The organism is Kribbella sp. VKM Ac-2566, assembly GCF_004366005.1.
Taxonomy (GTDB): domain Bacteria; phylum Actinomycetota; class Actinomycetes; order Propionibacteriales; family Kribbellaceae; genus Kribbella; species Kribbella pratensis.
The window spans coordinates 1,404,060-1,427,697 of the sequence record NZ_SODT01000009.1; the positions used below are offsets into that span (position 1 = coordinate 1,404,060).

The 23,638-nt window shown below is 68.8% G+C and carries 24 protein-coding genes; 16 read left to right on the forward strand and 8 right to left on the reverse strand.

Features of this window, described 5'->3' with window-relative positions; translation table 11 throughout:
• Nucleotides 1–4: 4 nt before the first annotated feature.
• Nucleotides 5–496 carry a helix-turn-helix domain-containing protein gene (locus tag EV647_RS18210; protein ID WP_202870920.1) on the forward strand — a complete coding sequence of 164 codons (492 nt, stop codon included), beginning with the start codon at nt 5–7 and terminating at the stop codon, nt 494–496.
• On the opposite strand, the gene EV647_RS18215 is transcribed toward EV647_RS18210, so the two are convergent.
• Nucleotides 493–1,371, reverse strand: coding sequence for a helix-turn-helix transcriptional regulator (locus EV647_RS18215; RefSeq protein ID WP_238175296.1), 879 nt, complete (start codon nt 1,369–1,371; stop codon nt 493–495). The genes EV647_RS18210 and EV647_RS18215 overlap by 4 nt on opposite strands.
• A 164-nt stretch (nt 1,372–1,535) precedes the next feature.
• Here EV647_RS18215 and EV647_RS18220 point away from each other — a divergent pair, with 164 nt between their 5' ends.
• Nucleotides 1,536–2,366: an SAM-dependent methyltransferase gene (locus EV647_RS18220; protein ID WP_134004190.1), complete on the forward strand. Its 831-nt coding sequence runs from the start codon at nt 1,536–1,538 to the stop codon at nt 2,364–2,366.
• Between the two features lie 50 nt (nt 2,367–2,416).
• Here EV647_RS18220 and EV647_RS18225 read toward each other — a convergent pair whose 3' ends face one another.
• Nucleotides 2,417–3,493 (reverse strand): ricin-type beta-trefoil lectin domain protein, encoded by a 1,077-nt coding sequence (locus EV647_RS18225; RefSeq protein ID WP_134004192.1) that lies wholly within the window; start codon nt 3,491–3,493, stop codon nt 2,417–2,419.
• Between the two features lie 166 nt (nt 3,494–3,659).
• Between EV647_RS18225 and EV647_RS18230 the strand changes: the two genes are divergently transcribed.
• Nucleotides 3,660–4,844, forward strand: coding sequence for an MFS transporter (locus EV647_RS18230; RefSeq protein WP_166680365.1), 1,185 nt, complete (start codon nt 3,660–3,662; stop codon nt 4,842–4,844).
• On the opposite strand, the gene EV647_RS18235 is transcribed toward EV647_RS18230, so the two are convergent.
• Nucleotides 4,841–5,410: a helix-turn-helix domain-containing protein gene (locus tag EV647_RS18235; protein WP_238177267.1), complete on the reverse strand. Its 570-nt coding sequence runs from the start codon at nt 5,408–5,410 to the stop codon at nt 4,841–4,843. The two genes, EV647_RS18230 and EV647_RS18235, sit on opposite strands and share 4 nt — an antisense overlap.
• A gap of 54 nt (nt 5,411–5,464) precedes the next feature.
• Between EV647_RS18235 and EV647_RS18240 the strand changes: the two genes are divergently transcribed.
• The 6 genes from EV647_RS18240 (at nt 5,465) to EV647_RS18265 (ending at nt 9,683) form a co-directional block, all read left to right on the forward strand.
• On the forward strand, nt 5,465–6,157 hold the full coding sequence (locus EV647_RS18240; protein WP_134004196.1) for an AzlC family ABC transporter permease: 693 nt from the start codon (nt 5,465–5,467) through the stop codon (nt 6,155–6,157).
• A complete protein-coding gene (locus EV647_RS18245; protein WP_134004197.1) occupies nt 6,150–6,473 on the forward strand; it encodes an AzlD domain-containing protein in 324 nt (107 codons plus the stop codon). Before EV647_RS18240 ends, EV647_RS18245 begins: the two co-directional genes overlap by 8 nt.
• Nucleotides 6,474–6,504: 31 nt before the next feature.
• The gene (locus EV647_RS18250) at nt 6,505–7,182 is read left to right on the forward strand and encodes a hypothetical protein (protein WP_134004199.1); all 678 of its coding nucleotides are present in this window, start codon (nt 6,505–6,507) and stop codon (nt 7,180–7,182) included.
• A gap of 5 nt (nt 7,183–7,187) precedes the next feature.
• Nucleotides 7,188–7,889 carry a tyrosine-protein phosphatase gene (locus tag EV647_RS18255; protein WP_134004201.1) on the forward strand — a complete coding sequence of 234 codons (702 nt, stop codon included), beginning with the start codon at nt 7,188–7,190 and terminating at the stop codon, nt 7,887–7,889.
• Nucleotides 7,890–8,059: 170 nt separating this feature from the next.
• Entirely contained in the window at nt 8,060–8,941 is an 882-nt protein-coding gene (locus EV647_RS18260; RefSeq protein WP_134004203.1) for an ABC transporter permease, read from the forward strand.
• Nucleotides 8,928–9,683 carry an ABC transporter ATP-binding protein gene (locus EV647_RS18265; protein ID WP_134004205.1) on the forward strand — a complete coding sequence of 252 codons (756 nt, stop codon included), beginning with the start codon at nt 8,928–8,930 and terminating at the stop codon, nt 9,681–9,683. The genes EV647_RS18260 and EV647_RS18265 overlap by 14 nt, the downstream gene beginning before the upstream one ends.
• On the opposite strand, the gene EV647_RS18270 is transcribed toward EV647_RS18265, so the two are convergent.
• The gene (locus EV647_RS18270; RefSeq protein WP_134004207.1) at nt 9,680–10,684 is read right to left on the reverse strand and encodes a glycosyltransferase family 2 protein; all 1,005 of its coding nucleotides are present in this window, start codon (nt 10,682–10,684) and stop codon (nt 9,680–9,682) included. The genes EV647_RS18265 and EV647_RS18270 overlap by 4 nt on opposite strands.
• A gap of 6 nt (nt 10,685–10,690) precedes the next feature.
• On the reverse strand, nt 10,691–12,175 hold the full coding sequence (locus EV647_RS18275) for an LCP family protein (protein WP_134004209.1): 1,485 nt from the start codon (nt 12,173–12,175) through the stop codon (nt 10,691–10,693).
• A 279-nt stretch (nt 12,176–12,454) separates the two neighbouring features.
• On the opposite strand from EV647_RS18275, the gene EV647_RS18280 reads away from it, so the two are divergent.
• The 3 genes from EV647_RS18280 (at nt 12,455) to EV647_RS18290 (ending at nt 16,077) form a co-directional block, all read left to right on the forward strand.
• Nucleotides 12,455–13,288, forward strand: a complete 834-nt coding sequence (locus tag EV647_RS18280) for a serine protease (RefSeq protein ID WP_134004211.1) — start codon at nt 12,455–12,457, stop codon at nt 13,286–13,288.
• 75 nt (nt 13,289–13,363) lie between these two features.
• On the forward strand, nt 13,364–15,448 hold the full coding sequence (locus EV647_RS18285; protein ID WP_134004212.1) for a spermidine synthase: 2,085 nt from the start codon (nt 13,364–13,366) through the stop codon (nt 15,446–15,448).
• Complete coding sequence (locus tag EV647_RS18290; RefSeq protein WP_166680366.1) at nt 15,445–16,077, forward strand: bifunctional 2-polyprenyl-6-hydroxyphenol methylase/3-demethylubiquinol 3-O-methyltransferase UbiG; 633 nt, start codon at nt 15,445–15,447, stop codon at nt 16,075–16,077. The genes EV647_RS18285 and EV647_RS18290 overlap by 4 nt, the downstream gene beginning before the upstream one ends.
• 219 nt (nt 16,078–16,296) lie before the next feature.
• Here the strand turns inward: EV647_RS18290 and EV647_RS18300 are convergent, their stop codons facing one another.
• Nucleotides 16,297–17,043 carry a sugar phosphate nucleotidyltransferase gene (locus EV647_RS18300; protein WP_134004216.1) on the reverse strand — a complete coding sequence of 249 codons (747 nt, stop codon included), beginning with the start codon at nt 17,041–17,043 and terminating at the stop codon, nt 16,297–16,299.
• Between the two features lie 66 nt (nt 17,044–17,109).
• On the opposite strand from EV647_RS18300, the gene galE reads away from it, so the two are divergent.
• The 4 genes from galE (at nt 17,110) to EV647_RS18320 (ending at nt 22,159) form a co-directional block, all read left to right on the forward strand.
• Nucleotides 17,110–18,063, forward strand: a complete 954-nt coding sequence (gene galE, locus EV647_RS18305; protein WP_134004218.1) for a UDP-glucose 4-epimerase GalE — start codon at nt 17,110–17,112, stop codon at nt 18,061–18,063.
• A 90-nt stretch (nt 18,064–18,153) separates the two neighbouring features.
• Complete coding sequence (locus EV647_RS18310) at nt 18,154–18,573, forward strand: cyclic nucleotide-binding domain-containing protein (RefSeq protein WP_134004220.1); 420 nt, start codon at nt 18,154–18,156, stop codon at nt 18,571–18,573.
• Nucleotides 18,574–18,641: 68 nt separating this feature from the next.
• Nucleotides 18,642–21,839: an adenylate/guanylate cyclase domain-containing protein gene (locus EV647_RS18315; RefSeq protein ID WP_134004221.1), complete on the forward strand. Its 3,198-nt coding sequence runs from the start codon at nt 18,642–18,644 to the stop codon at nt 21,837–21,839.
• The gene (locus EV647_RS18320; protein ID WP_134004223.1) at nt 21,836–22,159 is read left to right on the forward strand and encodes a hypothetical protein; all 324 of its coding nucleotides are present in this window, start codon (nt 21,836–21,838) and stop codon (nt 22,157–22,159) included. Before EV647_RS18315 ends, EV647_RS18320 begins: the two co-directional genes overlap by 4 nt.
• Here EV647_RS18320 and EV647_RS18325 read toward each other — a convergent pair.
• Together EV647_RS18325 and EV647_RS18330 are read right to left on the reverse strand one after the other, a co-directional pair.
• Complete coding sequence (locus tag EV647_RS18325; RefSeq protein ID WP_134004225.1) at nt 22,156–22,935, reverse strand: SDR family NAD(P)-dependent oxidoreductase; 780 nt, start codon at nt 22,933–22,935, stop codon at nt 22,156–22,158. The two genes, EV647_RS18320 and EV647_RS18325, sit on opposite strands and share 4 nt — an antisense overlap.
• Before the next feature lies 1 nt (nt 22,936).
• Complete coding sequence (locus EV647_RS18330; protein ID WP_134004226.1) at nt 22,937–23,626, reverse strand: TIGR03089 family protein; 690 nt, start codon at nt 23,624–23,626, stop codon at nt 22,937–22,939.
• Nucleotides 23,627–23,638 lie beyond the last annotated feature (12 nt).

Here is a 23,638-nt window from a genome sequence, read left to right on the forward strand (position 1 = left end):
TCACATGAGCACGGCAGTCAGTGAACAGGTGCCGGAGGCGATGAGCTGGTCCACGGAGAACTGCACGATCTCCCGGACGATGGACATCCTCGGCGACAAGTGGACTTTTCACGTCCTGCGCGAGGTCTTCGTCGGCGTCCGCCGGTTCGAGGACATCCGGGCGCGGGCCGGCGTGCCGCGCCAGGTTCTCACCGAGCGGCTCGCCGCGTTGATCGAGCGCGGTCTGATCCGCCGCCACCCGTATCGCCTGCCCGGTCAGCGCGAACGCTCGGAGTACCGGCTGACCCAGGCGGGGCTCGATCTCTACCCGGTGCTGGTGGCAATGATCCAGTGGGCCGACCAGTACCTGCCGCTCGACTCCGGCCCGCCGATCGAGCCGCGCCATCGCGGCGACTGCGGCGAGCGCGTCACAGTGGTCATGCGGTGCGAGGCCGGCCACGAGCCGACCCCGCGTGAAGTTGCCTTCCGCCCCGGGCCGGGCGCACAGCCGCGTTAGCGGTCGAGGTTCTCGATCGCCTTGCGGAGAATGGATTCGGTCTCGCGCGGCTGGGCCGCGGTGATCGACACGGCGTCCATGGTGACGACGTACGTGTCCAGCTCTTCGCGCTTGTCGAGGTAGACCGCGCTGGTCAGATGCTCGATGTAGACGATGTCCGGGAGGTCGGCGTCGTTGAACCGGAGCAGTGTGAACGCGCCGCCGGTCGCGGTGTATCCGCCCTTGTCGAACGGGATGATCTGCAGCGTCACGTTGTGCCGGCGCGCCGCCTCGATCAGGAACTCCAGCTGGGCCTTGAGGATCTCGCGGCTGCCGATCGGACGTCGCAGTACCGCCTCGTCGATCACCGCCCACAGCCGCGCGGGTCGTTGCCGCGTCAACACTTCCTGGCGGCCCATCCGCAACGAAACAAGGCGATCCTGCTCGGCCCGCGACAACGGCTGGTCCTGCCGGCCGAGTTGGATGACGGCCCGCGCGTAGTCCGGCGTCTGCAGCAGACCCGGCACGAACTGCAGCTCGAACGTACGAATCAGATCGGCCGCCATCTCCAGGCCGAGGTAGGAGTGGAACCACTGCGGCGTCAGGTCGTCGTACCGTTGCCACCACCCCGGATTGTTCGCGTCGCGGGCCAGCGTGAGCAGCCGGTCGCGTTCCTCCGGGTCCTCGAGCTTGTACAGCGTCAGCAGGTCGTCGACGTCGCGGACCTTGAACCCGACCCGGCCGAGCTCCAGGCGGCTGATCTTGGACTCCGAGCCGCGGATCGCCCAGCCCGCATCGGTGCGGCTGACCTTGGCGGCCTCGCGAAGCCGGCGCAGATGCACACCGAGCACGATGCGCAGAGCGGTCGGGCCGCCGTACGCCTCCGGCTCGGTCACCTCTGGCCTCCCAGCAGCAGCGGTTCGGTTGCAGCAGCTGATCATTTCATAACGGGTCGTGAATATGTCCATACCGCACGTGCCGACACGGTGTGTTCAGCGCGCCGTACTCTCGGTAGAGTCGGTCGAACAGACTTCCCGATCACTCTCTGCGAGGTTCACTGATGGTCGACGCCACCAAGGCACCCAGTTCGATTCCGGTCGGCGTGGACACCTCCCGGGCCAGTATCGCCCGCGTGTACGACGCCTTCTTGGGCGGCAAGGACAACTTCGAGGTCGACCGCGAGGTACTGCGCGGGGTCCAGGCCGCCGCGCCGCAGGCCCAGGACCTGGCCAAGTCGAACCGGAACTTCCTGATCCGCGCCTGCCGGTTCCTGGCCGGCCAGGCGGGTATGACGCAGTACCTCGACTGCGGGTCCGGTCTGCCGACCGCCGAGAACACCCACCAGATCGTGCAGCGGATCCAGCCCGAGGCCAAGGTGCTCTACATCGACAACGACCCGGTGGTGCTCGCGCACGGCCGCGCGCTGCTCGAGGAGAACGAGAACACGCTGTTCGTCAGCGCCGACATCTTCGACCCCGACGAGGTGCTGTCCAACGACGAGGTGCGCAGCTTCCTCGACTTCAACGAGCCGATCGCCGTGATCCAGAACGGCACGCTGCACCACTACATCGGCACCGAAGGCGCGCAGATCATGCAGAAGTACGTCGACGCGGTGGTGCCCGGGTCGTACACGGTGGTGTCGCACTTCTTCAACCCGGAGACGCCGGAACACTCCGAGGTCGCCCGGAAGATGGAGGACAAGTTCATCCACAGCCCGATGGGCAGCGGTAGGTTCCGCACCCGCGCGGAACTGATGGAGTTCTTCCCCGGCCAGGAGCTCGTTGCCCCGGGCCTGGTGCTCTGCGACGACTGGTGGCCGGACGGTCCGCGGCTCAAGCCGCTGAACCAGGTGGAGGAGTGCATCGTCGGCGCGGTCGGCCGCAAGATCTGACCGTACGTCGCGACGCCCGGGACCACTGTGGTCCCGGGCGTTGAGCTGTTTCAGACCGTCCAGCGCTGCGCTGCCGAGTTGTTGCAGGTGGCAACGGTCACGGCGTTGCCGAGGGCAGTTGGTGCGGTGAGGCAGCGGCCGCCGGCCCGAATCGTGCCGTCGCCGGGCAGTGTCCACTGCTGGTTCGTGCCGCCGTGGCAGCTGTAGAGGACCACGGCGCCGGCTTGGGTGGCGCTCGCGTCGAGGCAGCTGAACAGGGCGTGGAACGTGGAGTTCTCCGCGTGCACCCAGTTCTGGTTGTTGCCGCCGGTGCAGGTGTACAGCAGGATCGTCGTACCGTCCGAGCCGGAGACGTCCAGGCAGCCGCCGCTGCCGCGGATGTCACCCGAGTCCGAGTTGCCGATGCCGTTCTCCTGGACGGCGGCCGATCCGTTCAGCGTGACCTGGCTGTCCGCGGCGCAGCCGCTGCTCTCCGACGTGCCGGTGAAGTGCGCGGTGAGGCTGCCGCTGGTCGGCGCGCTCATCGTCAGCTTCGAGTACGGCTCGTCGTCGCAGGTGGCTTTGTCGTTGTTCCAGTCGAAGTACTCGGTCCAGCTGACCATTCCCGACGTACTGATCGTGTTCCCGGAGCCGGTTTGCAGGCTGCCGAGTTTGAACGACGTACCGGCGGTGAGGTCGCGGACCGTCACGCCGTACCAGCCGCTGCCCTCGCTCGCGACGGCGAACGCGTAGGTGTGGCCGGCGGTCGGGGCCTGGTCGAGGCGGCAACTGCCGCCGGTGCCGTCCTCCTGGAACTTGATGCAGTAGGTGCCTGCGTCTCCGGCCTTCCAGGCTGTCGAGTTCCAGAGGGAGTACAGGAACGTGCCGCCGCCGTCGCGGTGGGTCTGCATGCCGGTGTACCCGCCGACGTCGCCGCCGGTGAAGCCGAACTGGTTGGCCCAGTAGACGTTCGCGCGGCCGGGGGAGGCGTTGATCGTCATCTTGAACTCGGCCTGGGTGAGCGACGCGGTGTCGAACGTGTAGTTGACGTAGGTGCCGGGGGTCACGCCGACGGCCGACGCACTAGCGGGAACGAGGGCAGCGGCGAGGCCGAGAAGAGCGCACAGCAGTAAGGATTTGAGTCTCATAGGGGGTGCTACCTCCAAGCGAAGTGGGGCGGGACTTCGTCAGAGAGCTCTCTGGAGCGATGATGCGCAGAGTTGCGCGTATATGTCCAGAGCTGAGCAGTTAACGTTACAGATGGTCGGAAACGATCGTCGTTTGCGGTGGTGCCGGTCGGGTACCGCGAACGGGATGACCGGAACAGCCGAACGGATCCGAACGAGCCGTCGTGGGCCGTTCCTGGTGGTGGCCGCGGCGTTGTTCGTGCTGCTGCTGGACGGGAACCTGCCGACGCCGCTGTACGGCGTGTACCGGGAGCGGTTCGGTTTCTCCGGGACCGAGCTGACGCTGATCTTCGCCGTGTACATGGCGGTCCTGGTCCCGTCGCTGATCGTGTTCGGCCAGTTGTCGGACCAGATCGGACGGAAACGGGTGCTGCTCGGCGGGCTGGGTCTCGGCGCCGTCGGACTGATTCTGCTCGCGGCGGCCCAGAACACCGCGTGGCTCTTCGCCGGCCGGATCGCCGCGGGCATCGCCCTGGGCGCCACTGCGGGAACCGCGGCCGCCGCCCTCGTGGAGCTCGAACCAGAGGACGATCGTGGCAAGGCGGCGTTGGCCACCGTGCTCGCACAAAGTGGTGGTAGCGCAGCCGGACCGCTGGTGGCCGGTGTCGTTGCGGGGTGGGCACCGGCGCCACGCCAACTGCCGTACGGCGTGGGACTCGTGCTCACCGTGGTGACCGCGATCGCCGTCTCGCGACTGCCGCGCGAGCCGGTCGGTGGTCGCTGGCGGCCGCAGCGTCCGTCGGTCCCGCCCGAGATCCGCGCCGACTTCGCGCGGGCGAGCCTGAGCGCCGCGACCGTGTGGGCGACCGGTGGACTCTTCCTGTCCGTCGTTCCGTCGTACACCGCGCAGCTGCTGCACACCCACAACCTGGCGTTGCTCGGCACTGTCTCGGCGATGATGCTGGCCGCCGCCTGCGCCGTGCAGGCGATCTCCGTCCGGGCGCAACTGTCGCCGCGCCGAGCTCAGCCTGCCGGTCTGCTGTCGCTCGTCGTCGGCCTGGCCGCACTCGTCAGCGCATTCCCGGCGAAGTCGCTCGCCCTGATCGTCGTCGCCGCGGTTTTCGCAGGCGCCGGACTCGGGTTGACGTACTTCGGTTCGCAGGCCGAGATCAATCACCTCGCTCCGAGTGGGCGGCGTGGTGAGCTGACCGCGGCCTTCCTGACGTGCGTGTACCTCGGTGTGGCCGCGACCGCGATCTCGACGGGCTTACTGAGTGACGCCTACTCGCTGCCGACTGCGATCGCCGTGGTGTCGGCCGTGGCGGGCGGGACCGCGCTGCTTGCCCTCGGGTGGCAGCTGAAGCGGCGCTAGACGTGTTCAGACACGAGCGTGGCCGCTGTGCCTTCCTCGAGGGCCTGGAAGATGTGGGGAAGGTCGCCCGGATAGGCGATGTAATCGCCCGGGTTGAGTTCGACCGGGTCGTCGAGCGGGCCGACCAGGGCGCGGCCCGAGCCGAGGATGACGTGCTCGACGACGCCGGGCATGTGCGGCTCGGACTTCCGGCCGGGGCCGGGGCCGGCGACGATACGGTAGATGTCGCGGCGCGCGTTCGGCGGGCTGGACGCGACCAGCGTGGCGCTGTACTCGGCCTGGTCGGAGTAGATCGCCGGACCCTCGCCGGCCCGGATGACCTGCACCTTCGGGCGCGGCGGGTCGAGCAGCGCGGCGAACGGAGTGTCGAGCGCAACGGCCAGCGCCCACAGGGTTTCGACGCTCGGGTTGCCGGTGCCCGACTCGAGCTGGGACAGCGTGGACTTGGCGACGCCGGCGCGTTTCGCGACCTCGGTCAAGGACAGCCCGGCGCGGGCCCGGTGCCGGCGCAGGGAGGTGGCAATCACGTCGAGTGGCGCCTTGGTATCCATCGCTGTTCGCTCCATCAGTCTGATCGTTCGGCTTGACGAACGGTCCATGCGTTGTTCATCATAATGCCCATGCGTTCGATCTGGCGAACACTCGATCGGGGACTCGCCCGCGACATCGGCCTGGTCTGCCTGGCCGACGGCGTCGTCGGGCTGTCGTACGGCGCGATCAGCGTCGGCGGCGGGCTGCCGTTATGGGTACCGGTCCTGCTTTCGATCGTGGTCTTCGCGGGCGCGTCGCAGTTCCTGTTCGTCGGGATCGTCGCGGCCGGCGGGAGCCCGATCGCGGCGATGGCCGCGGGACTCCTGGTGAACACCCGGCACATCGCGTTCGGGCTGGCGGTCAGCGACGTGATCGGCAATGGCTGGCGGCGCTGGCCGGGCAGTCACCTGATGACCGACGAGAACGTCGCGTTCGCGATGGGGCAGGACGAGCTGAAGCAGCGGCGGGCGGCGTACTGGGCCGGCGGGATCGGCATCTTCGTCTGCTGGAACATCGGGGTCGTGATCGGTGGACTGGCCGGCTCGGTGATCACCGACACCGATGTCTTCGGACTGGACGCGGCGTTCCCCGCGGTGTTGCTGGCGCTGGTGCTGCCCGCTCTCCGGGATCGATCGACCCGTACGGCGGCACTCGTGGGAGTCGTGATCGCCTTGATCGCAACGCCTTTCCTGCCGGCCGGTCTGCCAGTACTGCTCGCACTGGCCGGCATGCTGTTCTACCGCGCCGGAAAGCCCGCACTGGAGGAGGCGCCGAATGAATAACACTCCACTGGTACTGGTCGCGATCGGGGTGCTTGCTGTCGGCACCTTTTCCATGCGGTTCGCGGGACCGGCGCTACGGAGCCGGTTCGAGATGCCGGAGCGCGCGCAGCAGTTTCTCGCCGCCGCCGCGATCGTCCTGCTGACCGCACTGGTCGCCACATCCGCCCTGACGGAGGGCCACGGCCCGGCAGGCATCGCGCGTCCAGCCGGCGTCCTGGTCGGCGGCATCCTCGCCTGGCGCAAGGCCCCCTTCGTGCTCGTGGTCGTTGCCGCCGCCGCAACCGCAGCAGGCTTGAGACTCCTCGGCGTCCCTTAAGCCCGGTCCTCGGAGCGGATACCGTGCGGGTATGACGATGTATCCCCCTCCGCCCGCGGCGCCCAAGAAGTCGGTTCTGCCGAAGGTCGGCATCGCCTGTTTCGTCGTCGGCGCGTTGGTGGTCGGGTTCTTCGTATGGCGGATCGTCGTGACCGCGCCGCGGACGCCGCAGTCGATCGAGGGCGGGGTCGTGCACCTGAAGAAAGAAGGGTTGACGATCTACGCGTCGATCCCGGTGCTGAACCCGCCGTGCGAGGTGCAGGACGCGAACGGGAACGACGTACCGATCAAGCCGCCGACCGGGTCGGAGACGATCACGATCAACGGTGAGAGCTGGTACGTCGTCGCGCGCTCGACGCAGACCGTGCCGGCCGGGGACTACAGCATCTCGTGCACGGACGACGAGACCAGTGCGACCTACGCCGCCGGTCCGAAGTCGTCCGTCTTCGCGTTCGTACTGTCGATCCTCGGCACCGTGTTCTCGTTCCTGATCTTCCTCGGGCTCGGCATCACGTTCCTGACCGTCGGCGCGGTTAAGAAGCGCCGGCGCAACCGTCCGGCGAACACCTTCCCCGGCCAGCCAGGTGCCCCCGGCAACTACCCGTACCCGCCGGTGCCCCCGCAGCAGAACCACACCTTCCCGGCGCCCCCGCCGTACAACCCGGGCCCGAACCCGGACCGCCCGCAGAACCGCCCACAGGACAGGTGAACGCGATGGATCTCGACTGGCCCGGATGCCGCAACGTCCGCGACGTGGGCGGCCTGCCGACCGCCGACGGACGGGTGGTGCGCGAGGGCGTGCTGATCCGGGCGGACAGCCTGCAGTACCTGAACGCGGACGGCATCGAGGCGGTACGTCGCTCCGGGGTCAGCCGGATCCTGGACCTGCGCGGTGACGGCGAGGTCGCGATCGCGCCGACGCCGTTCACCGGTACGCCGTTGGCGGTGCGGCAGTCGCTGGCGGATCCGGCGGACCCGGACCACGGGCAGGCGACCATCGTCGCGGCGTGCACGTGGATGCTGGACAAGCGGCCGGAGTTGTTCGCGGCCGCGGTGAAGGCGATCGCGGACGAGCAGGACGGTGCCGTGGTCGTCCACTGCCACGGCGGCAAGGACCGCACCGGCATGATCGTCGCGCTGGCGCTGAGCGTGGCCGGCGTACCCGAGGAAGAGATCGTCGCCGACTACTACCTCACGCAGTCGCGGCTCGCGCAGTGGCTGGAGGAGCAGCTCGCCGAGGAACCGGAGGTCGCGAAGCACCCGGAGATGATCGAGTTCCGGGACACCCGGGCCGAGTCGATCGTCGCGATTCTGCGACATCTGGACGAGAAGTACGGCGGACCCGAGGCATACCTGCGGCACGGTGGACTGACCGACGAAGACCTCGAGAAGCTGAGAGCCCGCTTAGTGGCCTGACCTGCGTCACAGGCACGTCACACAGCGCAGTACATTGTCGCAATGCCAACCGCCGCTGTGCTGGATGCCGCACCTCCGGCGCGGCGGGTCATGGGGCCTTGGTCCCCGGCCTTCCCTCGTCGCTCCGGTCGCTTCGCTCCCTGCGCTCCTCAGTCCAGGCCGGGGGCCCCATGACCGGGCCAACCGGGGCGACAGACGCAGCGGCGCTGGCTCGGCGGTACGGACTCTCCAAGAGCTCCGTCCGCCCGCCGCTCGGCTCGTACCTGCACGAGTTGTGGAGCCGTCGCCAGTTCGTCGTCAGCTACGCTGCCGCCCGCACGTACGCCATGTACGCCGGAGCTCGCCTCGGGTCGATCTGGCAGGTGCTGACGCCGCTGCTCAACGCGGCCGTCTACTACCTCGCCTTCGGGGTTCTGCTCGGCACGAAGAACGGGATCGACAACTACGTCGCGTTCCTGCTCAGCGGAATCTTCGTGTTCACGTTCACGCAGCGCTGCATGACCGAAGGCTCGCGATCACTCGCGCTGAACCTGTCGCTGATCCGCACCCTGCACTTCCCGCGCGCGACCCTTCCGCTCGCCTACGTGCTGAACGAGCTGAACCAGATGCTGGTGTCGCTCGGCATCCTGTTCGTGGTCGTCGGGTTCACCGACGGGCCCGCGTGGAGCTGGCTGCTCGTCGTACCGGCGATGCTGCTGCAGGTCATGTTCAACATCGGGATCACGCTGGTCTTCGCGCGGATCGGGACGTTCGTCTCCGACATCACGCAACTGCTGCCGTTCGTCACCCGCACCTGGCTGTACGCGTCCGGGATCTTCTTCTCGCTGCCGGCCAAGCTGAACCAGGTCGACGCGCCGGGCTGGGTGATCCAGGTGCTCGCGTTCAACCCGATCTCGGCGTACATCGACATCATCCGGCGGTCGCTGCTCGAGGAGCACGAACCGAACCAGCTGCCGCACGCCTGGTCGATCGCGATCGTCTGGTCGTTCGTGATGCTGGCGTCCGGGTTCTGGTACTTCTGGCAGGCGGAGGACCGCTATGGCCGAGGCTGAACCAACGGTCATCGCCGACCGGTTGGACATCATCTACAAGGTGATCGCAGGGCAGGGCGGCAAGGGTACGGCGGCGACCGCGCTGCGCCGGATCGTGAAGCGCCAGGACCGGCCGACGATCCGCGAGGTGCACGCGGTCAAGAGCGTCAGCTTCACGGCGTACAAGGGTGACGCGATCGGCGTGATCGGGCGCAACGGCTCCGGGAAGTCGACGATGCTCCGCGCGATCGCCGGCCTGCTGCCGCCCGCGGCCGGGGCCGTCTACACCGGCGGCCGGCCGTCGTTGCTCGGCGTCAACGCGGCGATGATGAACGACCTCACCGGCGACCGCAACGTCGTCCTCGGCTGCCTCGCGATGGGCATGTCCGCGGCCGAGATCCAGCGCCGGTACGACGAGATCGTCGAGTTCTCCGGCATCGGCGACTTCATCGACCTGCCGATGTCGACGTACTCCTCCGGGATGGCGGCCCGGCTGAAGTTCGCGATCGCGTCCGCGAAGACGCACGACATCCTGCTCGTCGACGAGGCGCTGGCGACCGGTGACGCCGAGTTCCGGGTCCGCTCGGAACGCAAGATCAAGGAGCTCCGCGACCAGGCCGGCACGGTCTTCCTGGTCAGCCACAGCCTGGACGTGGTGCAGGAGACCTGCAACCGCGCCCTCTGGCTCGACGCCGGCATACTCAAACTCGACGGCCCCGTCGACGAAGTCGTAGCCGCCTACATCAAGTCAACAAGGAGCTAGACGGCCTTCGGCTTCTCTCGGAGGCCGATGAGGAAGCCGAGGCCCCAGGAGACGTGCATGGTCGCGCAGACCAGGGGGAGCCAGGCGAGAGCCTTCCACGGCAGGTAGCGGCCTTCGACGGCGGAGCCGACCAGCAGCAGGACGGCGTACCCGATCGGGGCCAGGAAGCCGAGGTCCAGCCAGCTGATGCCGGTGGCCAGGCCGATGATGCCGAGGATGGTGCCGATGGCCAGGCCGATGACCGCGACCGGCGGTGCCAGGTACCGCTTGCTGGCGGTCTCCGGGTGCCGGCGGACCACCTCGCGGCGCCACTGGCCGGTGTGGAAGAACTGCTTCGCCACCGCGGACAGCGACGACCGCGGCCGGTACGTGACGGACAGGTCCGGGCTGAACCAGATCAGGCCGCCGGTCTTGCGGATCCGGTAGTTGAGCTCCCAGTCCTGGGCCCGGTGCATGGTCTCGTCGAACCCGCCGACCCGCTCCAGCGCGGCCCGCCTGAACACCCCGAGGTACACGGTGTCGGCCGGGCCGGCCTTGCCACCCTGGTGGAACGTCGACGCGCCCAGACCCAGCCGGGAGCGGTACGCGCAGGCGACCGCCATCTCGGTCGGGGTCCGGCCCTCGGCGGCCATCACGCCGCCCACGTTGTCCGCGCCGCTCTCCTCCAGCACTTCCACCGCGCGGGTGATGTACCCGTCGGTGAGCGCGCCGTGCCCGTCGACCCGGACCAGGATGTCGTGCTTGGCGTGCGCGATGCCGACGTTCAGCGCGGCCGGCGTCTTGCCGGTCGGGTTCGGCACGATGCTGATCCGGTGGTCCTTCTCGGCCAGCTTGTCCGCGATCTCCTGCGTCCGGTCCTTGCTCGGACCGATCGCGAGGACGACCTCCAGGTTGCCGGGGTAGTCCTGCTCGAGGACGCGGCCGACCGCCTCCTCGAGATGGCGTTCCTCGTTCAGCACGGGCATCACGACGGACACGGGTGGCCAGTGGGACAGCGGCATATCAGGTCAGGCCTTACAGATCGATGCGACGTCGTCGACGCCAGCGGCGGGTGTGGTCGGTGAGGTGGTCGGCTTCTTGGTGCTCGGCTTCTTCGTCGTACTGGTGGTCGGGGCGGTGCTGGTGCTGCTACGCGGAGTGCTCGAAGTCTTACCGTCTCCTCCCGAGCCGTCCTTGTCCAGCGATTCGGACTTCGCGATGGTCTCCGCGACCTTGGTGCGGATCAGCGCGAAGTCCGGGTCGCCGGTGTGGATCAGCGGCGGGACCGCGGAGAAGCTTGACACCGGCAGCTTCTTCGCGTCCAGCGCGAGATCGGTGAAAGTGCCCAGTTCACCCGCCGGGATGTTGGTCTTGACCACCTGTTTGCTGGCCGAGGCGATGCCCTGGAACTTGGTCAGCACGGTCTGCGGGGACAGCTGGTTCAGCATCGCGGACATCACGCACTTCTGCCGCGCCATCCGCTCGTAGTCCGACGACTCGGCCCGGGAACGGGCGAACCAGAGCGCGTGGTACCCGTCCAGGTGCTGGTTCTTGCCGGCCTCGATGTAGCCCTTGATCGGCGAGCTGCCGCCGCCGATCGGGACCCGCTTGCCGATGTCCAGGGTGATGCCGCCGACCGCGTTCAGCAGGTCGCGGAAGCCGGCCAGGTCGATCAGCACGTAGTAGTTGAGCTTCAGCCCGGTGACGGCCTCGACGGCCTGCATGGTCGCGGTCTCACCGGGGTTCGCGTCGCCGGGGAACAGGTTCTTGTGGTCGGCGGCGTACGTGTAGACCGCGTTCAGCAGGCATTCCGCGCCGCAGTTCTTCCACTTGAAGCCCTCGGGGAACTGTTTCGCCATCGCCGTACCGGCGGGGAACGGCACCTTGGACAGGTTCCGCGGGAGGCCGATCAGGACGGTCCGGCCGGTGTCCGCGTCGATGCTCGCCACGGTCATGCTGTCCGGACGGGTGCCGATCCGGTCCGCGCCGGAGTCGCCGCCCATCAGCAGCACGTTGTAGCGGCCCTTGTCGGCCTTCGACTTCTGCCCGTTGCCGAACACGCTGGCGACGAAGTCGCGCTGGGTGTTCACGATCACGCTGGCGTAGATCAGGGCGCCGACGACGACGAAGATCAGGACACCGTCCATGATGCTGGTCATCAGGCGGTGGTTCCGCTCCAGCGTCAGCGGCTGACCGAGCCGGTACGCGTCCACGAACAGCGCCGCCCAGCCGACCGCGAGCAGGATCAGCAGCACCTGGACGATCCGCAGCGTGCCCGGGCGGGCCAGGATGTTGATCGTGCCGGACCGCCAGATCAGGCCGAGGACCACGAAGAAGATCACGATCGCGATCAGGCCGGCGACCACCCGCCAGACCCAGCGGCCGGTCTTCCGCGAGCCCGCGACGATCTGCGCCGATCCGGGCAGGACCAGCGTCATCAGCAACAGCGTCAGCGCCCGCCTGAACCGCACCGGCTCGCGGAGGTTGCGCAGGTCTGGTGTCTCCTGCGGCATGACGTCCTTCCGTTCCCTGAAAATCCAACGCCGTCGGGCGGCGGGCTGCTGCCGATCGACCGTACCTTGTCGTTCCTCGTCATCAGGTACGACGTGCCGTGGTGGCCGATGGTTCGAGACCGGGCGGATCCGGAAACGAAGAGTAGCAGTCCTGACACGGAGCGCAGGAAAACCCCTGCGATGACCCTGTGGACAGCCGGTTTCACGCAACTGTGATGGAGACCGGCCGGGGGATGGGTTACGAAGTGCTGCAAGCACAAACAGTGAGGAAACCGCCCCATGAAACTGTTCCGTACGCTCCTGGCCGCCACAGCGGTCGCGACGACAACACTCCTCGGCACCACCTCCGCCCAAGCCGCGGCGCCAGGCGCCGACTTCACCGGCATCGCCGCGCTCAGCAACTGCTCCGCGTCGCTGGTCCGGTACGCCGAATCGGTCGCCACCGACAAGGCGCTCGTCCTCACCAACGGGCACTGCTACGAGGGCGGGTTCCTGCAGCCCGGCCAGGTCCTGGTGAACAAGACGTCGACGCGCTCGATCACGCTGCTCAACCCGGACTCCAGCCGGGCCGGGACGGTCCGCGCCGCGAAGATCCTGTTCGGCACGATGACCAAGACCGACATGATCGTGTACGAGGTCAACGAGTCCTACGCGTCGATCAAGAGCCGCCTGAACGTTTCCCCGTTGACGCTGGCCAAGCAGGGCCCCGCGGACGGCGCCGGCATGGCCGTGGTGTCCGGGTACTGGAAACGGATCTACACCTGCTCGGTGCAGGCGACGATCCCGCAGCTCCGCGAGGGCGACTGGACCTGGCAGAACTCGATCAAGTACCAGCAGCCCGGCTGCGAGACGATCGGCGGTACGTCGGGATCGCCGGTGGTCAGCACCTCGACCGGTGAGGTGATCGGCATCAACAACACCGGCAACGAGGACGGCGAGCAGTGCACGGTCAACAACCCGTGCGAGGTGGACGCCGACGGCAACGTCACCGTCGAACAAGGTGCGGCGTACGGCCAGCAGACCTGGTGGCTCTACACCTGCCTGACCGCGAACCGCACCATCGACCTCAACAAGTCCGGCTGCGAACTCCCGAAGCCCGCCCGTCGTCACTGACGGTTGTTCGAACAGAAAGTAACGATGCCTGCGGGGTGACGCAGAGCACTTCGATATCCGGTAACGTCGCCCCGCATGGCAGTCGACTCCGCTACTGATCACGTCGTCACGACCGGTTGGCCGAGCCCGTTCGGAGTTCGGACGCGGTTGGTCGCGTCCAGCGCGCTGATGCTGTTCGTCGAGCTCGCGCTGATCCGCTGGACCGGTTCCAACGTCGTCCATCTGAGTTACTTCTCGAACTTCGTGCTGCTCGGCTCGTTCCTCGGGATCGGGATCGGCGTCCTGCGCTCCGGCCGCGCGAAACGGCTGCCGTACTACTCGCCGATCATGCTGGGCCTGTTGGTCCTGGTGATCGCGTGGAAGCCGGTCACGGTCGACCGCGGCAGCTCGTCGAGCGTCATCTACTTCACCAGCCTGAACACCACCGGCCCGCCCGTCTGGGTGATCCTGCCGATCATCTTCGTCGCGGCCGCCGTGGTGCTGGCCGGTCCCGCGGAGCTGGTCGGCCGTTGTTTCGCGGAGCTTCCGCGGCTGACGGCGTACCGCTTCGACCTGGTCGGATCGTTGATCGGGATCATCACGTTCACCGCGCTGTCGTTCCTGGGCGCTCCGCCGATCTGGTGGGGGCTCATCGTCACGGTCGTGTTCGCGGTGCTGATGATCCCGCGGTCGTCCGGAGCCGGCCGGCGGGCGGTCGCTACCGTGCTGAGCGCCGCGATGGTGCTGGCGCCGCTGCTCGTGATGCTCGGGGTGCTGTTCAAGGAGTCGACCAAGTCCGACAACAGTTGGTCGCCGTACTACAAGGTGCAGACGAAGCAGTACACCTGGGAGGGTGTGCCGCTGCTGACCATCACGGTGAACGGCGTACCGCACCAGCAGGCGATCCCGGCCGACGCGCGCCTGCAGTGGGAGCCGCAGTACGGGCTGCCGTACGAGCGGGCGACCGCGGGCAAGCAGCCGAAGAACGTGCTGATCATCGGCGCCGGCTCGGGCTCGGACGTGGCGATCGCGCTGAAGAAGGGCGCGCAGCACGTCGACGCGGTCGAGATCGACCCGCGGATCCGGGACCTCGGCAAGGCGCTGCACCCCGACCGCCCCTACCAGGACCCGCGGGTGAGCTCGCACATCGACGACGGGCGGGCGTTCCTGTCCCGGACGGACAAGAAGTACGACCTGATCCTGCTGGCGCTGCCGGACTCGTTGACGCTGGTCAACGGCGCCAGCTCGCTGCGGCTGGAGAGCTACCTGTTCACGCAGCAGGCGTTCGAGTCGGCGCGTGACCACCTGAACCCGGGTGGCGCGTTCGCGATGTACAACTACTACCGCGAGACCTGGCTGATCGACCGGCTCGCGTCGACGGCGCAGCACGCATTCGGGCACAAGCCGTGCGTGGACAAGATCGGCGACGGTCTGCAGCAGGCGGTCGTGACGGTCGGCCTGACCGAGCAGGACCAGAACTGTTCCGCCGAGTGGGCCGGTGCGACCGCGCAGACGCCGCCGCCGGCCACGGACAACCGGCCGTTCCTGTACCTGTTCACGGACCGGATCCCGTCGCTCTACCTCGTCACGCTCGGACTGATCCTGGTCGCCGGTCTCGTCGGCGTCGGTATCGCCGGCGGCGGCGCGTCGTACCGGCGGATGCGTCCGTACGCGGACCTGTTCCTGCTCGGGGCCGGGTTCATGCTGCTGGAGACGAAGAGCATCACCGGGTTCGCGTTGCTGTTCGGTACGACGTGGGTCGTGAACGCGATCGTGTTCGCCGGCGTGCTGGTGGCGGTGCTCGCGGCGGTCGAAGTGACGAGACGGTTCAGGACACCACCGATCAAGGTGATGTTCGCCGTACTGTTCGGCGGGCTCGCGTTGTCGTGGGTGTTCCCGGACAGCTGGCTGCTCGGGATGCCGGTCGGGTTGCGGGCGCTGGTCGCGGTGCTGATCGCGTTCCTGCCGATCTTCGCGGCGAACGTGATCTTCGCGAAACGGTTCACCGACACCGCCGACGGTACGGCGTCGTTCGGGGCGAACCTGCTCGGCGCGATGCTCGGCGGCTGCCTCGAGTACGCGGCCCTGATCATCGGCTTCCACGGCCTGCTGATCGTCGCCGCCCTGCTGTACGTCGGCGCGTTCCTACTCACACCGAAGGTCAGATCGGTCGCCAAGTGAGCGATCTTGCTGACTACTACCGCAAGCGTGCCGGTGAGTACGACGCGGTGTACGACAAGCCGGAGCGGCAGGAGGACCTGGCCCGTCTGCGGTCCCTCCTGCCGCCGCTCGTCGCGGGTCGTTCGGTCCTGGAAGTTGCCGCTGGCACCGGTTACTGGACGACCGCGCTGGCGACCACGGCGGAGTCGATCGTCGCGACGGATCTGAACGACGAGACACTCGCCGTCGCGCGGACGCGGTCCTACGGTCCGGCCGACGTACGGTTCGAGACCGCGGACGCCTACGACCTCGGCGCGGTCCCGGGGCGCTTCGACGCGATCTTCGCGGGATTCTTCTGGTCGCATGTCCCGCGCGCCGATGTACGCCGATGGGCCGCGAGCCTGAAGGATCGGGTCGAGCCGGGTGGTGTGGTGATCCTCGCGGACAACCGGTACGTGGAGGGCAGCAACTATCCGATCACCCGGACGACGGACGACGGCGACACGTACCAGATGCGCCAGTTGTCGGACGGGCGCACGTTCGAGGTGCTGAAGAACTTCCCGTCGCGGGAGGAGTTCGCGGCGGAGGTCGCGCCGGCCGAGGTGGAGTGGACCGAGCTGACTTACTTCTGGCTGGCGACCGTCGCCTAGGGCACGCCGGTTGTCTGCCGTACGCAGTCGCTGTAGTCGGCGACCTTGACCGCGATCGGTTCCGGGCCGCGGCGAACTTGGTGACATCCAGCACCGAGCCACCGCCGATCCCGACGATCGCGTCGTACTGCCCCGACGGCGAGATCCGCTGGTCGGCGAGGATCTCGGCCGGCTCGGACGGCGCTCCCCGCCGCACGTCCACGACGAGCGGTGCCGCGATCATCCGGGCCAGGAGCGGCATACGATCTCCCGTGCCCGGGCCAGATCGGCACGGTTGTCGATCTCGACCCAGTCGACGGTCCCGATCGGTGCCACGTCGATCCGGAAACCTTTGTCCACGAGCAGCTGGTACCCATCCTCGTAGTACAGGTGCGGATCGCGGTGCCAGGTCTCGTCCAGGGCCGCGGTCAGCTCCGTCGCCGCCGCGGGCGTGATGAGGCAGACGCCGATGAACTCACCGGTCGCGGTGGACGGTTCCAGTTCCTTGGTGATCCTCTCGACCCCGTTGGTTTCGGACCAGATCACTTTCATCTCCTCTTCGGCCAGCGGTTTCTCGGTGTCGAGCGCGAGGATGATTTGCCGGCCAGGCGCCTGGGCGCCGAGCAGCGTGCGTTGCACCGAGGCCGGGTGGACGGTGTCGCCGTTCGCCAGCAGTACGCCGGTCGCCAGAAGGTCGCGGGCGCACCACAGTGAGTAGGCGTTGTTCCAGACCTCGGCCTTGTCGTTGTAGACAAGTTCCAGCGTGACCCCGTACCGCTTTTCGAGGTCGCGGACCCGGGTCCGGACGGCGTCGGCGGCGTACCCGACGACGACGGCGACGTCGGTGATGCCGACCTCGGCGTAGTTGGCCAGGATCAGATCCAGGACGGTGACGTCCGGGGTGATCGGTACGAGTGCCTTGGGCAACGTGTCTGTGTACGGGCGAAGGCGGCGTCCGGCTCCGGCGGCGAGAATCACTCCGATCATGGCCCATGGTACGGGTTCGGCCCGTTTACGGGGTCCGGGCCGGATTCTGGTGGCAGGATCTGGGACATGACGTGGCTCGTGACTGGTGGTGCCGGATACATCGGGGCGCATGTGGTGCGCGCCTTCCGCAACGACGGGATCGACGTGGTCGTGATCGACGACCTGTCGAGCGGGAAGGCGGAGTTCGTCCCGGACGGGGTGCCGTTCGTGCGGGCGAACCTGCTCGACGGTGCGGCGGTCCGCGAGGCGCTGGAGGGCGTCGACGGCGTCGTCCATCTCGCGGGATTCAAGTACGCCGGGGTCTCGGTGCAGCGCCCGCTGCACACGTACACGCAGAACGTGACCGCGATGGTGTCGCTGCTCGACGCGATGGCGGACAAGGAGATCCGCAACCTCGTGTTCTCGTCCAGCGCCGGTGTCTACGGGACGCCGAAGGACGAGGTCGTCACCGAGGACACCGCGCCCGACCCGCAGTCGCCGTACGGCGAGTCGAAGCTGATCGGCGAGTGGCTGCTCCGCGACCAGGCCGCCGCGACCGAACTGCACCACACCTCGCTGCGCTACTTCAACGTGGTGGGGTCCGGTGACCCGACGGTGTACGACGCGTCGCCGTACAACCTGTTCCCGATCGTCTGCGACCTGCTCACCCAGGGCAAGGTGCCGCAGATCTACGGCACCGACCACCCGACCCCGGACGGTACGTCGGTCAAGGACTACGTGCACGTCGCCGACCTGGCCCGCGCCCACGTCGCGGCCGCCCGCGCCCTCGAGTCCGGCAAGACCCTCGAACCCGTGTACAACCTGGGCAGCGGCACCGGTACGTCGGTCCGCGAGATCATGGACGCCGCCCGCCGGGTGACCGGAATCGACTTCACCCCGACCGAGGGCCCGCGCCGCCCCGGTGACCCGTCCCGCGTCGTGGCCAACGGCGACCTGGCCACCCGCGACCTCGGCTGGCAGAACACGTTTTCCGTCGACGAAATGTTCGCAACAGCCTGGGAAGCCTGGCCGAAGAACTGAATCGTGGTGCGTGGTCCTGGAGCGGCTGTAGCCTGTGGCGCAGTTCACTGAGTTGCCCGTGTGCCGGGCACCGATCGAGGGGTGCGATCCATGAGTCACGAGAGCCTGCCGCAGTTCCTGGGGAAGATCGACCTCTTCGAAGGGCTGTCCAAGGACACGCTGTCCGACCTGATCGAGCGCGGCACCACGTTGAAGGTTCCGGCCGGTAGCCATGTCATCGAGCAGGGTGCCCACGACGCCGGCCTGCAGGTCGTGCTGGAAGGCTCGGCCGCCGTGGAGGTCAACGGCGTCGTACGGGAGCCGCTGGAAGTCGGCGACTACTTCGGCGAGATCTCGCTGATCGACGGTCGGCCGCGATCCGCGACCGTGGTGGCCGGGCCGGACGGGCTGACCACGTTCGCGCTGTCCGCGCTGGCGTTCGAGCCGGTCGTCAAGGAGAACCCGGAGGTCGCCCAGACCCTGCTCAAGGCCCTGACCGCCCGGATCCGCTCACTCGAGTCCCAGAACTGAGCCGATCTGGGACAGCGGGCGCCGGTCGCTTCGCTCCCTCCGCTCCTCAGTCCAGGACGGGAGGCCCCATGACCGAGGAACGCAAGGTCGTCACGGTGCTGTTCTGCGACCTCGTCGGCTTTACCAGCGCGTCCGAGTCCGCCGACCCCGAGGACGTCCGGCGCTGGCTGGCGCCGTACCACTCGACCCTGCGGCAGACGGTCGAGCGGTACGGCGGGACGGTCGAGAAGTTCGCCGGGGACGCCATCCTGGCCGTCTTCGGCGCACCGCGGTCCCGGGAGGACGACGCCGAACGTGCGGTCCGGGCCGGCCTGGCGATCCTCGAGGCGGTGCGGCAGCTGCCCGACGGGCCGTTGGAGGTCCGGATCGGCATCGAGACCGGTGAGGCGCTCGTCCAGCTGACCGCGCGACCCGAGCTCGGCGAGCCGTTCGTCACCGGCATGGTGGTCAACCTCGCCTCCCGTCTGCAGTCCTCCGCGCCGGTCGGCGCGGTCGTCGTCGGGCGCGGGACCCACGAGGCGACGAGTCGGGTCTTCGGCTACGACGCGCTGGAACCTGTCGCGGCCAAGGGAGTCGGCCGTCCGGTCGAACGCTGGCAGGCCGGCTCGCCGCGGGCACGGTTCGGCACGGACGTCATCCGCGACCTCAGTACGCCGATGGTCGGCCGGCAGCGCGATCTGACCTTGCTGTGCACGGCGTTCGAGAAGGCTCTCGCGGAGCGGGTGCCGCAGTTCGTCACGCTGCTCGGCGAGCCCGGCATCGGCAAGTCCCGCCTGGTCGCGGAGTTCGGCGCCTGGCTGGATCAGCACGAGGAGCTCGTGACCTGGCGCGAAGGCCGATCGCTGCCGTACGGCGAGACGCCGTTCGGGCCGATCGCGGAGGTGTTCAAGGTCCAGGCCGGGATCCTGGACACCGACCCGCCTGCGCAGGCCGTGGCCAAGCTCGACGGGATCGTGCCCGACGGCGCGGACCGCGCCTGGTTGCGCGCCCGGGTCGGACCCCTGGTCGGCGCCGACCAGTCCGCTCAGCCGGGGTCGGCGACCCAGGAGGAGTCGTTCGCGGCCTGGCGGCAGCTGCTGGAATCGTTCGCCGAGCAGTCGCCGGTGGTCCTGGTGTTCGAGGATCTGCACTGGGCGACGGACGCGACGCTCGCCTTCGTCGATCACCTGGCCGAGTGGCTGACCGATCTGCCGATGCTCGTCGTGGTCACCGCCCGCCCCGAGCTGCTCGAACGCGGACCGCAGTGGACCCGCGGGGTGCAGAACGCCCTCACCCTCGGCCTCTCGCCGCTGACGGCGGACGAGACCGATCAACTCCTCACCGGGATGTTCGCCGGTCAGGAGGTGCCGGTGGAGGTCCGCCGGCGGCTGGTACGCCGTGCCGACGGCAACCCCCTGTACGCCGAAGAACTCGCCCGGATCGTCACCGACTGCGGCCCGGACCAGGCCGGCTCGGCCGACCTGCCGATCGGCATCGCGGCGCTGATCGCGGCCCGCTTGGACACCCTGGAGCCGGATCGCAAGGCCTTGCTCGCGGACGCCGCCGTGATCGGTCCGGTGTTCTGGGCCGAGGCCGTGGCGGCGCTGTCCGACCGTGATCCGGGCCAGGTGCTCCAGGAGCTGCAGGAGCTGGCCCGCAAGGAGCTGGTGCGACCGGTCCGGCGGTCGTCGATGCTGGGCCAGCACGAATACACCTTCTGGCATGCCCTGACCCGCGACGTCGCCTACAGCCAGGTGCCGCGCGCGGCCCGATCGGCACGGCACCTCGCTGCCGCGGACTGGCTCGAACTGCGTTGCGCTGCCTGTCAGGCCGAGACGCCGAACCTGATCGCCTACCACCTCAGCACGGCCCTGGACCTTGCCGCAGCCCTGGGCGACCCGGATGCGGCCGCTGCGATCGCGCCCCGGGCGCGCGAGTACCAGCTGATGGCCGCGGAGCTGGCGATGAACCTCGACACCAACGAGGCGCTCGCCCTGCTCGACCGCGCGCTGGCCCTGAGCCCGGCCGGCGATCCTGAACGTCCCACGGTCCTGCTGCGCTGGGGCTGGGCGGCCTTCCAGGCGGGCCGCCTCGACGACGCCCAGGCCGCGTACCTCGAGGCGATCGCCGGTTTCGAGGCGATCGGGGACATTCGCGGAGTCGCGCTCGCCTTGAGAGCCTCGACGTACTCGCTGACCAGCATGGAGGAGAGCCTGGCGACGGTCGACCGGGCGGTCGGGATGCTCGAGGAGCTCGGGCCGAGCGAGGATCTGGCGCTGTTGCTGTCCGGCCAGGCGAGCATCCGCGTGGTCGCGAGCCGCTATCAGGATGCGATCGACTCGGCGAACTCTGCCCTGCGGATCGCGACCGAGCAGGGGTACGCCGTACCGCACCGGGCCCTGGAGTCGCGGGGGCTCGCCCGGGTCGGTCTGGGTGACACCGGTGGGCTGGTCGACGTCAAGGAGGCGCTGACCGCGCTGCTCGAGGGCGGTCGGGGGCGCGATGCGGCGGTGACGTGGCTGAACTACGGCTGGGTGCTGTGGCAGATCGAGGGACCGGTGGTTGCCCTGGGCGAGCTGGAAGCGGCTCGCGAGTTCTCCGCCCGGCGCCGGCTGGCCGAGATGGTGGAGCAGATCGGCTGTACGGTCCTGCAGCTGATGATCGAGACCGGTCGGTCGGCCGACGTGATCGCGGCGTGCCGGGCCCAGCTCGAGCATCCTTCCCCGGCGTTCACCCTGTTGCGGCGCATCGAGGTCCTCGGCGCGCTGGCGGTGGCGGAGGCCGAGGCCGGTCTTCCGGGCGCTCGCGATCACGCCGAGGAGGCGTACCGGCTGGCGGTGGAGGCGGGCTGGCCGGACATGATCGCCGTCGCGGCCGCGCCTGCGGCGACGACGCGTGCGCGCGACGGCGACCGGGGCGGCGTCCTGGAGATCCTGCAGTTGGTCACCTCGCTGCCCGATCTGCACGGCAGCATCGAATTCGACGTCCGCTTGCCGTCCTTGGTGCGGGCGGCACTCGCCGTGGACCACGCCGAAGCTGCGGCCGAGCTCGCGGACTTCGTCGAGCCGGTGCTGCCGATGCGCGAGTACTCGGCGACGACTGCGCAGGCGCTGCTCGCCGAACACCGCGGCGACACGGGGACCGCGGCCGCCGGGTTCGCGCGCGCCGCCGCGGACTGGGGTGCCTTCGGCAACAAACTCGAACAGGCGCATGCCCTCCGCGGCCTGCACCGCATCACGGGCGATCCTGGCGCGCTGGCACAGGCCGAGCAGCTGTTCAGACCATGAGCGTGACGCCGGAGCCGTTCGCCGAGTGCGGATGCGGGCGGCCCGGGAAGCAGCCCTGGCGGACGCGCGATGCGCTGTGGAGCCCTGCCTCGGTCGTGGGTTGGCCGCTCTGGGTCCTGCTCGGGGTGGGTTCGCTGCTCGGCGGCTGGACGGTGTTCGGCGTCGTGCTGCTCGCGGTCCTGGGCGCGCTGGTCATCGGCAGCCTGGTGCTGCAGGGCGTCCGTGGGCATCGAGGCTGGTGCCGGCTGTTCCGCGGCCTGTGGTTCGGTGTGGCCGTCGCCGGGTTGCCTCTGCGGGTCGTCGGCGCGTTCGGCTTCTAGTACTCCTTCTTGAAGGGGCCTGAAGTGGTCAGGTCGAGGACGCCGGGGCCGGTGAGGACGCCGCCTTCGACCGGGAGGGTGTGGCCGGTGATCCAGGAGGCGTCGTCGGAGGCGAGGAACGCGACCGCGGCGGCGATGTCCTCGGGTTCGCCGATGCGGCCGAGTGGGTACATCTTGCCGAACTTCTCCAGGGTGTCCGGCTGGTTGTCCCAGTTCGGCGTCCGAATGGTGCCGGGAGCAACCACATTGAACCGGACGCCGAGGTTGCCGTAGCGGGCGGCGTAGTTGACCGTCATCGCGATCTGTCCGGCCTTGGCGGCGGCGTACTCGATGTTGCCGAAGGCGGCGATCCCGTTGACCGAGCTGATCGTGACCACGTTGCCGCGGTTCTTCACCAGCTCCGGCAGCGCGGCCTGGATGCAGCGCGAGGCGCTGACCAGCGTGAGGTCGAGTTGCGCGTGGAACTCCTCGGCGGTGGCGTCCTCGGGCACGGATCGCACGATGCAGCCGCCGGCGTTGTTCACCACGACGTCCAGGCGGCCGAACCGCTCGACCGCGGCCGCGACCGCCGCGTCGACGTCGTCCCGGCTCGTCACGTCGACCCGCATCCCGAGCGCGTTCGCGCCGATGTCCTTCGCGACCTCGGTGACCTTCTCCTCCTGGAGATCGGTCACCACCACCGACGCGCCTTCGTCGGCCAGCCGCCGCGCGACCGCCGAACCGATACCCTGCGCCGCCGCCGTGACCAGCGCAACCTTGCCCTCGAACCGCCGCACGCTACCCCTCCCTGCTGTCGAGCACTCGGTCGACCTTCTCGTCCGTAATCCGGCGCTCCAGTTTGGCGGCGTCCAGGTTGCGGCAGAGCACGATCGAACCACCTCCGGAGATCACGCCGACGAGCAGGGCCAGCCCGGCGCGGTCCGTCAGCGTGCGCGTCACGAGGATCCGGTCGCTCACGGGTTCCGCCGTACCGATCAGGGCTTCGTGGGTGAGGTCGTCGTACGCCGGGGAGGCCGGCGTCGGCGGGTCGAACGGGACGAACACGTCCGGATGGTTGTAGACCTCGGCGCCGTAGTCCTGGATGCCGTCCGGGAGCGGCTCGCGGAAGCGGCCGCCGAGCGGAAGCAGCGCGGAGGCGACGGTCTCGCGCTCGCCGCGGATCGCGAAGTCCGGCCCGGTGATCGCGAGCGTGCCGGTGCCGCTGGTCAGCGATGCGCCGACCGACCAGGTGGACAGCGCCCAGACCACGCCGAGCCAGTGCGGCGGCAGGCCGATCGCGACGGTTTCGCCGGCCTCCAGGTCGTACTCGTCGACGAGCAGGTTGGCGGTCTTCGCGACCCAGTTCGCGGTGGTGACCGCGCTGAGCTCGATCCGCTCGCCGGTCGTGTCGTCGTAGTAGGTGAGGAACGGGGCGCCGCCGTCCCGGCGGACCGCGGCCGCGAACAACTCGGGCAGGACTCGTGACATATGGCCCACCCT

What these genes read in the sequence shown, in the direction of transcription:
- galE (WP_134004218.1), top strand. Translation starts at nt 17,110, where the DNA reads ATGACGTGGCTCGTGACTGGTGGTGCCGGATACATCGGGGCGCATGTG.
- EV647_RS18270 (WP_134004207.1), bottom strand. Translation starts at nt 10,684, where the DNA reads ATGCCGCTGTCCCACTGGCCACCCGTGTCCGTCGTGATGCCCGTGCTG.
- EV647_RS18280 (WP_134004211.1), top strand. Translation starts at nt 12,455, where the DNA reads ATGAAACTGTTCCGTACGCTCCTGGCCGCCACAGCGGTCGCGACGACA.
- EV647_RS18315 (WP_134004221.1), top strand. Translation starts at nt 18,642, where the DNA reads ATGACCGAGGAACGCAAGGTCGTCACGGTGCTGTTCTGCGACCTCGTC.
- EV647_RS18320 (WP_134004223.1), top strand. Translation starts at nt 21,836, where the DNA reads ATGAGCGTGACGCCGGAGCCGTTCGCCGAGTGCGGATGCGGGCGGCCC.
- EV647_RS18230 (WP_166680365.1), top strand. Translation starts at nt 3,660, where the DNA reads ATGACCGGAACAGCCGAACGGATCCGAACGAGCCGTCGTGGGCCGTTC.
- EV647_RS18250 (WP_134004199.1), top strand. Translation starts at nt 6,505, where the DNA reads ATGACGATGTATCCCCCTCCGCCCGCGGCGCCCAAGAAGTCGGTTCTG.
- EV647_RS18265 (WP_134004205.1), top strand. Translation starts at nt 8,928, where the DNA reads ATGGCCGAGGCTGAACCAACGGTCATCGCCGACCGGTTGGACATCATC.
- EV647_RS18220 (WP_134004190.1), top strand. Translation starts at nt 1,536, where the DNA reads ATGGTCGACGCCACCAAGGCACCCAGTTCGATTCCGGTCGGCGTGGAC.
- EV647_RS18275 (WP_134004209.1), bottom strand. Translation starts at nt 12,175, where the DNA reads ATGCCGCAGGAGACACCAGACCTGCGCAACCTCCGCGAGCCGGTGCGG.
- EV647_RS18310 (WP_134004220.1), top strand. Translation starts at nt 18,154, where the DNA reads ATGAGTCACGAGAGCCTGCCGCAGTTCCTGGGGAAGATCGACCTCTTC.
- EV647_RS18240 (WP_134004196.1), top strand. Translation starts at nt 5,465, where the DNA reads ATGCGTTCGATCTGGCGAACACTCGATCGGGGACTCGCCCGCGACATC.
- EV647_RS18225 (WP_134004192.1), bottom strand. Translation starts at nt 3,493, where the DNA reads ATGAGACTCAAATCCTTACTGCTGTGCGCTCTTCTCGGCCTCGCCGCT.
- EV647_RS18210 (WP_202870920.1), top strand. Translation starts at nt 5, where the DNA reads ATGAGCACGGCAGTCAGTGAACAGGTGCCGGAGGCGATGAGCTGGTCC.
- EV647_RS18300 (WP_134004216.1), bottom strand. Translation starts at nt 17,043, where the DNA reads ATGATCGGAGTGATTCTCGCCGCCGGAGCCGGACGCCGCCTTCGCCCG.
- EV647_RS18255 (WP_134004201.1), top strand. Translation starts at nt 7,188, where the DNA reads ATGGATCTCGACTGGCCCGGATGCCGCAACGTCCGCGACGTGGGCGGC.
- EV647_RS18330 (WP_134004226.1), bottom strand. Translation starts at nt 23,626, where the DNA reads ATGTCACGAGTCCTGCCCGAGTTGTTCGCGGCCGCGGTCCGCCGGGAC.
- EV647_RS18235 (WP_238177267.1), bottom strand. Translation starts at nt 5,410, where the DNA reads ATGGAGCGAACAGCGATGGATACCAAGGCGCCACTCGACGTGATTGCC.
- EV647_RS18285 (WP_134004212.1), top strand. Translation starts at nt 13,364, where the DNA reads ATGGCAGTCGACTCCGCTACTGATCACGTCGTCACGACCGGTTGGCCG.
- EV647_RS18245 (WP_134004197.1), top strand. Translation starts at nt 6,150, where the DNA reads ATGAATAACACTCCACTGGTACTGGTCGCGATCGGGGTGCTTGCTGTC.
- EV647_RS18260 (WP_134004203.1), top strand. Translation starts at nt 8,060, where the DNA reads ATGACCGGGCCAACCGGGGCGACAGACGCAGCGGCGCTGGCTCGGCGG.